This is a genomic window from Frankia sp. CcWB3 (assembly GCF_977927595.1).
Window position 1 is genome coordinate 1 of record NZ_CDWRCK010000315.1, and the last position, 4,162, is coordinate 4,162.

Annotated in this window: 3 protein-coding genes and 1 pseudogene; 3 read left to right on the top strand and 1 reads right to left on the bottom strand. The window is 69.5% G+C overall.

The annotated features are described in order from the left end of the window. Positions 1–54 precede the first annotated feature (54 nt). A complete protein-coding gene (locus tag ACY5KJ_RS18225) occupies positions 55–687 on the top strand; it encodes a GNAT family N-acetyltransferase (protein ID WP_462188345.1) in 633 nt (210 codons plus the stop codon). 626 nt (positions 688–1,313) lie between these two features. Beyond that, positions 1,314–2,636, top strand: a complete 1,323-nt coding sequence (locus ACY5KJ_RS18230; RefSeq protein WP_462203931.1) for a hypothetical protein — start codon at positions 1,314–1,316, stop codon at positions 2,634–2,636. Between the two features lie 110 nt (positions 2,637–2,746). Here the strand turns inward: ACY5KJ_RS18230 and ACY5KJ_RS18235 are convergent. Further along, a pseudogene (locus ACY5KJ_RS18235) lies at positions 2,747–3,373 on the bottom strand (cyclase family protein); the annotation flags it as partial. A gap of 387 nt (positions 3,374–3,760) precedes the next feature. Between ACY5KJ_RS18235 and ACY5KJ_RS18240 the strand changes: the two are divergent. Continuing rightward, the coding region (locus tag ACY5KJ_RS18240; protein WP_462203932.1) for an SAM-dependent methyltransferase at positions 3,761–4,162 on the top strand (402 nt) is incomplete at its 3' end.

Sequence of the window (4,162 nt, forward strand, 5' to 3'; positions counted from 1 at the left end):
GCCCCAGCCCCAGCTGATGCTGCCGATGCTGCCGACGCCGGATAGGGCGCGACGGTGGGAGCTCCGGGTTGGCCGGCAGTCCTGACCGACGGACGGGTCCAGGCGCGGCCGCTTCGTCTGCGTGACGCCTCCACGTGGGTCGAGGTGCGGCTGCGCAACGCCGACTGGCTGGCGCCGTGGGAGGCGACCCCACCCGGAGTGATGATGGTCCGCGAGACCTGGGCGCAGCGCCAGACCCTCTCGATCTACCGTCAGATGTGGCACCGCCTGCGCCAGCAGGCCCGGCTCAGCGCCACGTTGCCGTTCGCGGTCACCTTCGAGGGGCGGCTCGTCGGTCAGGTGACCGTGTCCACGATCGTGCGCGGGGCGTTCAACAGCGCTCAGGCCGGCTATTGGATCGACAGCGAGTACGCCGGTCGAGGCATCACGCCGACCGCGCTCGCGCTCGTCGTCGACCACTGTTTCGGGCCGGTCGGGCTGCACCGGGTGGAAGCGAATGTGCGCCCGGAGAACGCCGCGAGCCGGCGGGTGCTCGCGAAGCTCGGCTTCCGCGAGGAAGGGCTGCACCGGCACTTCCTCGCCATCGACGGCCGCTACCGCGACCACATCGGATTCGCGCTGACGACCGAGGACGTCCCCGAGGGCCTGGTGCACCGCTGGCGGGAGACCCGGTACAGCCGGCCCTGAGCGGCCGCCGCGCCGCCCGACGGTGCCGCGCCCGACGGTGCCGCCGCGCCTGAGAACGATGCCTGGATCCACGGCTCGCGTGACACGTTCCACTCCGGCACCGGGACGGTGTCGGTTACCGGACGTAGTCCCTTCTCGTCACCGCCCGTCGTTCCGGATCTCAATCCGGTGACAAAGCGAAGGTCCTGACCGGATGTCGATGCTCTCTACAAGGGCTTCCATAGGTCAGATGCGGCCCTGGGGGGTCCGCGGTGCGTTTTGACGACCACACATCCACCATCACCCATCCAGTTGCGGATGCGACACGCGGGCTCCGGGTCGGTGACCACGTGGATTTCGCTCACTAGCGTCGACTACGAAATCGCAATCGTTGGTGTCGAGAAGAGGCTCCTCATGGTCAGAGCGCCCGCGCCCGCCGCGCTCGCCGCGGATGGTGTGCGTCCGGTGGGTGGTGGGTGGGACACGTTTCCCGTGCTGTTCCCTCTCCCCGGGAGCGGTGAACACCACGGAGACCACAGATCCCGCGAAATTGACAACGTAACCACAGGATCGGGTGGGAGTATGGGGGCGGGCGGGATCATGATGGTCGATGATGGGATCGACCAGGGTCGTGCAGGCGTGGTCCGATGAGCGCGTTGATCTGGGTGGCGATCGTCGCGGTCTGGGGATTCGTGCTGATCCCGATGTGGCTGCGCCGTCACGACACGACGGCGCAGCAGCGGTCCACCGAGCGTTTCACGGTTGCGAGGCGGGTGCTCTCCCGACGGCCACCCGGCCGGGGCGATGCCGTCGTCGATCGTTTCGGCGGCGATCATGACGGCGTCTTCACCGCGGGAGGAAGGGGAATGTCGCACGCGGAATTCGATGGACCAGTCGACCTCGCGGAGCTCGGGGATTCGGTGTCCGCCGGGCCGTCCCGGGAGGCCGGAGCCCCCGGCGGGCAGCCGGTCGTCCACGGGATGCCCATCGCGTCCGGCATGCCGATCATCGAGGACGCTTCGACCGGTGGCGCGCTGCTATCCGGCGGCGGGTCTGCTGGCGAGGATCCGGAGGGCGGGGGCTCGGAGGACGGACGCCCCAACCGCCCACAGTGGTCGGGTGCGCACCCCGACGACCCGCGGGCGGATGTTCCTCCGCGCGGTCCCGAGCGCCGGGCGGACGCCGAGGGTGCCGCCCTGATGCGGGTGCGTCGGCAGCGCCTGCTCGTCCTGCTCGTCCTGCTTCCGGTGAGCATCGTGCTGGCCGCCATCCTCGGCGGGCTGTGGATCGCCGGGCAGTTCCTCGTCGATGCCGTACTCGGCGCGTACCTCGTTTATCTTCGCCGGTCGGCGCAGACCGCGCGGCGGCTGGCCGCCGCGCGTGCGGCGGTAGACCGGCGGATCGAGGCCGAGCGGGCCGCCCGGCGTCGGCGGCCCCCGATCGGGTCCTCCTTCGCCTACCGGCAGCGCCAGCCGGGACCGGACCCCCTGGCGGAGCGGGTTGGTCAGCAGCCGGTGGAGGAGCTCACCGACGAGGAGCTCGCGATCGCCGGCGCCGAGACGATCGACCTCGGCGCTCTGGTGGCCGGCCAGCCGGGGCTGGACGAAGACGCGGAAGGGGACGATCTCGCCCGGTTCGCCGGGTACCCCGAGACGGGCTACGGCGAGACCGGCGTTGACGGCGTTGACGGCGTTGCCGGCGTTGACGGTGGGGACGTGGCCTCGGCCCGGCCGGCCATCCGGCCCGCGCCCCGCGTGGGCACGCGCTCGACCACCTCACGCCCCGGCCGGGTGCAGGTCAATCCCCCGGGGACGCACGGTGGGCTGGTGGCTCCCGCCGGGATCATGCCCTCGGGTACGGCGACGCCGGCCGGGCCGACGGCCGATGCGTCACCGGCGGGCGGGAACATCGTGGGGGACACGTCCGGCGAACTCGACCCGCTGCTGCGACGGCACGCGGTGGGGAGCTGATCCGCGGGGCCGACGCTTGCGACTGCCCGGACCGGGGCACCGTCGGCTCCGGCGAGCGGAATCGGGAACAGGGCGATGTGGATGGGCCGCCCGTTCGCCCGGGCGGTGAGAAGTCGATCGAGACTGGTCAGGTTCTCTACGATGACGGCACCGGCCCCACCCAGAATCCGGTGGGCCGCGAGACTGACATCCTGCCCCGGTCCGGGTGTCCGATCAACGCTGAGCGCATCGATACCGACCGTCCGGACACCCGCGTCGACGAGGGCCCGCGCGGTGTCCGGCGCGAGATAGGGATGTCGTAGGTACCCGTCGCGGCCCCAGTGGACGGACCATCCTGTGACGATGAGGACGACGACATCGTGGGGAAACGGGCGGGTAAATGGGCCCGACAGCACCTCCGGGCCGATCGCCGCCTGTGGGCCGTAGCCCCGTGCATCCAGCAGAACCGCGGGTCCGGTGAAACGTTGTAGCGGAACCTCGTCGAGCCTGGGGAGTCGAAATGAAATAACTTGCGCGTTTCGAACCCTCCACAGGCCTGTGACCTGCGATGATGCTCTCGATCACGTATTTGTTGCTTCATTACGTCCCCTGGGCAGCGAGTCGTCGGTGTGGAAGGGGGCGTCGACATGCGTGCCCGTCTGTGATCCCAGGTGCAGGCGCTGCACGTTGACGCCGGACTCGGCCGCGGTCAGTGCCGGTGACACGTCGACCTCGGGATCCCCCGGGTAGACGGGCATGCCGGTCACGATAGGTACCGACAGATCGATCAGCTCGGTGCTCACGAGACGATGATCTTCGTCCAGTGTCCGCCCCCGGAGCCCGGGGGCGGCCGAGTTCTGGGGAGCAAGGAACGGTCCAGGGGCTGCAAACCGTGCTCGGGTCCCCAAAATTCGCTCCGGCGAGTCCGGCGAGTCCGGCGAGTCCGGCGAGTCGCTAGATCGTCGCTCTTCGTACAGCACGTCCGTGGACTCCACTCCAGGCATGCCCCGCATCCCAGGACGCATCACTCCCCGAGGACGTCACTCCTCGACCCCATCCGATGCCGCCATTACGGGGTCATGGGAGAGTCTGGGAGGAATAATCAGTGTGTCTGTGTATGGGCGCTGTCAGAGATAGGGGGAGTCGTGGCTGGAGGTGACGACGCCGGGTGGACCTACGGCTCGGTGGTGCCGGACTGGGCGCCGCGGAACGTCGACCTGAAGATCGACGTTCCGCACTCGGCGCGGGTCTACGACTACATACTCGGCGGCAAGGAAAACTTCCCGGCCGACCGGGCGGCGGCCGCGGAGTTCACCAGGAGTATGCTCAACCTGCCCACGTCCATGCGGGCCAACCGGAACTTCATGGTCAGGATGGCCCGCATCCTGGCGGCGGAGCACGGCATCCGGCAGTTCCTGGATATCGGCACCGGGCTGCCGACCGCGCCGAACCTGCATGAGGTCGTCCAGGAGGTCGCGCCGGAGTCGCGGATTCTCTATGTCGACAACGACCCCATCGTGCTGGTGCATGCCCGAGCACTGCTCACC

Bases quoted from the DNA above. Each gene is read 5' to 3' on its own strand.
- ACY5KJ_RS18230 (WP_462203931.1), top strand. From the start codon at position 1,314: ATGAGCGCGTTGATCTGGGTGGCGATCGTCGCGGTCTGGGGATTCGTG.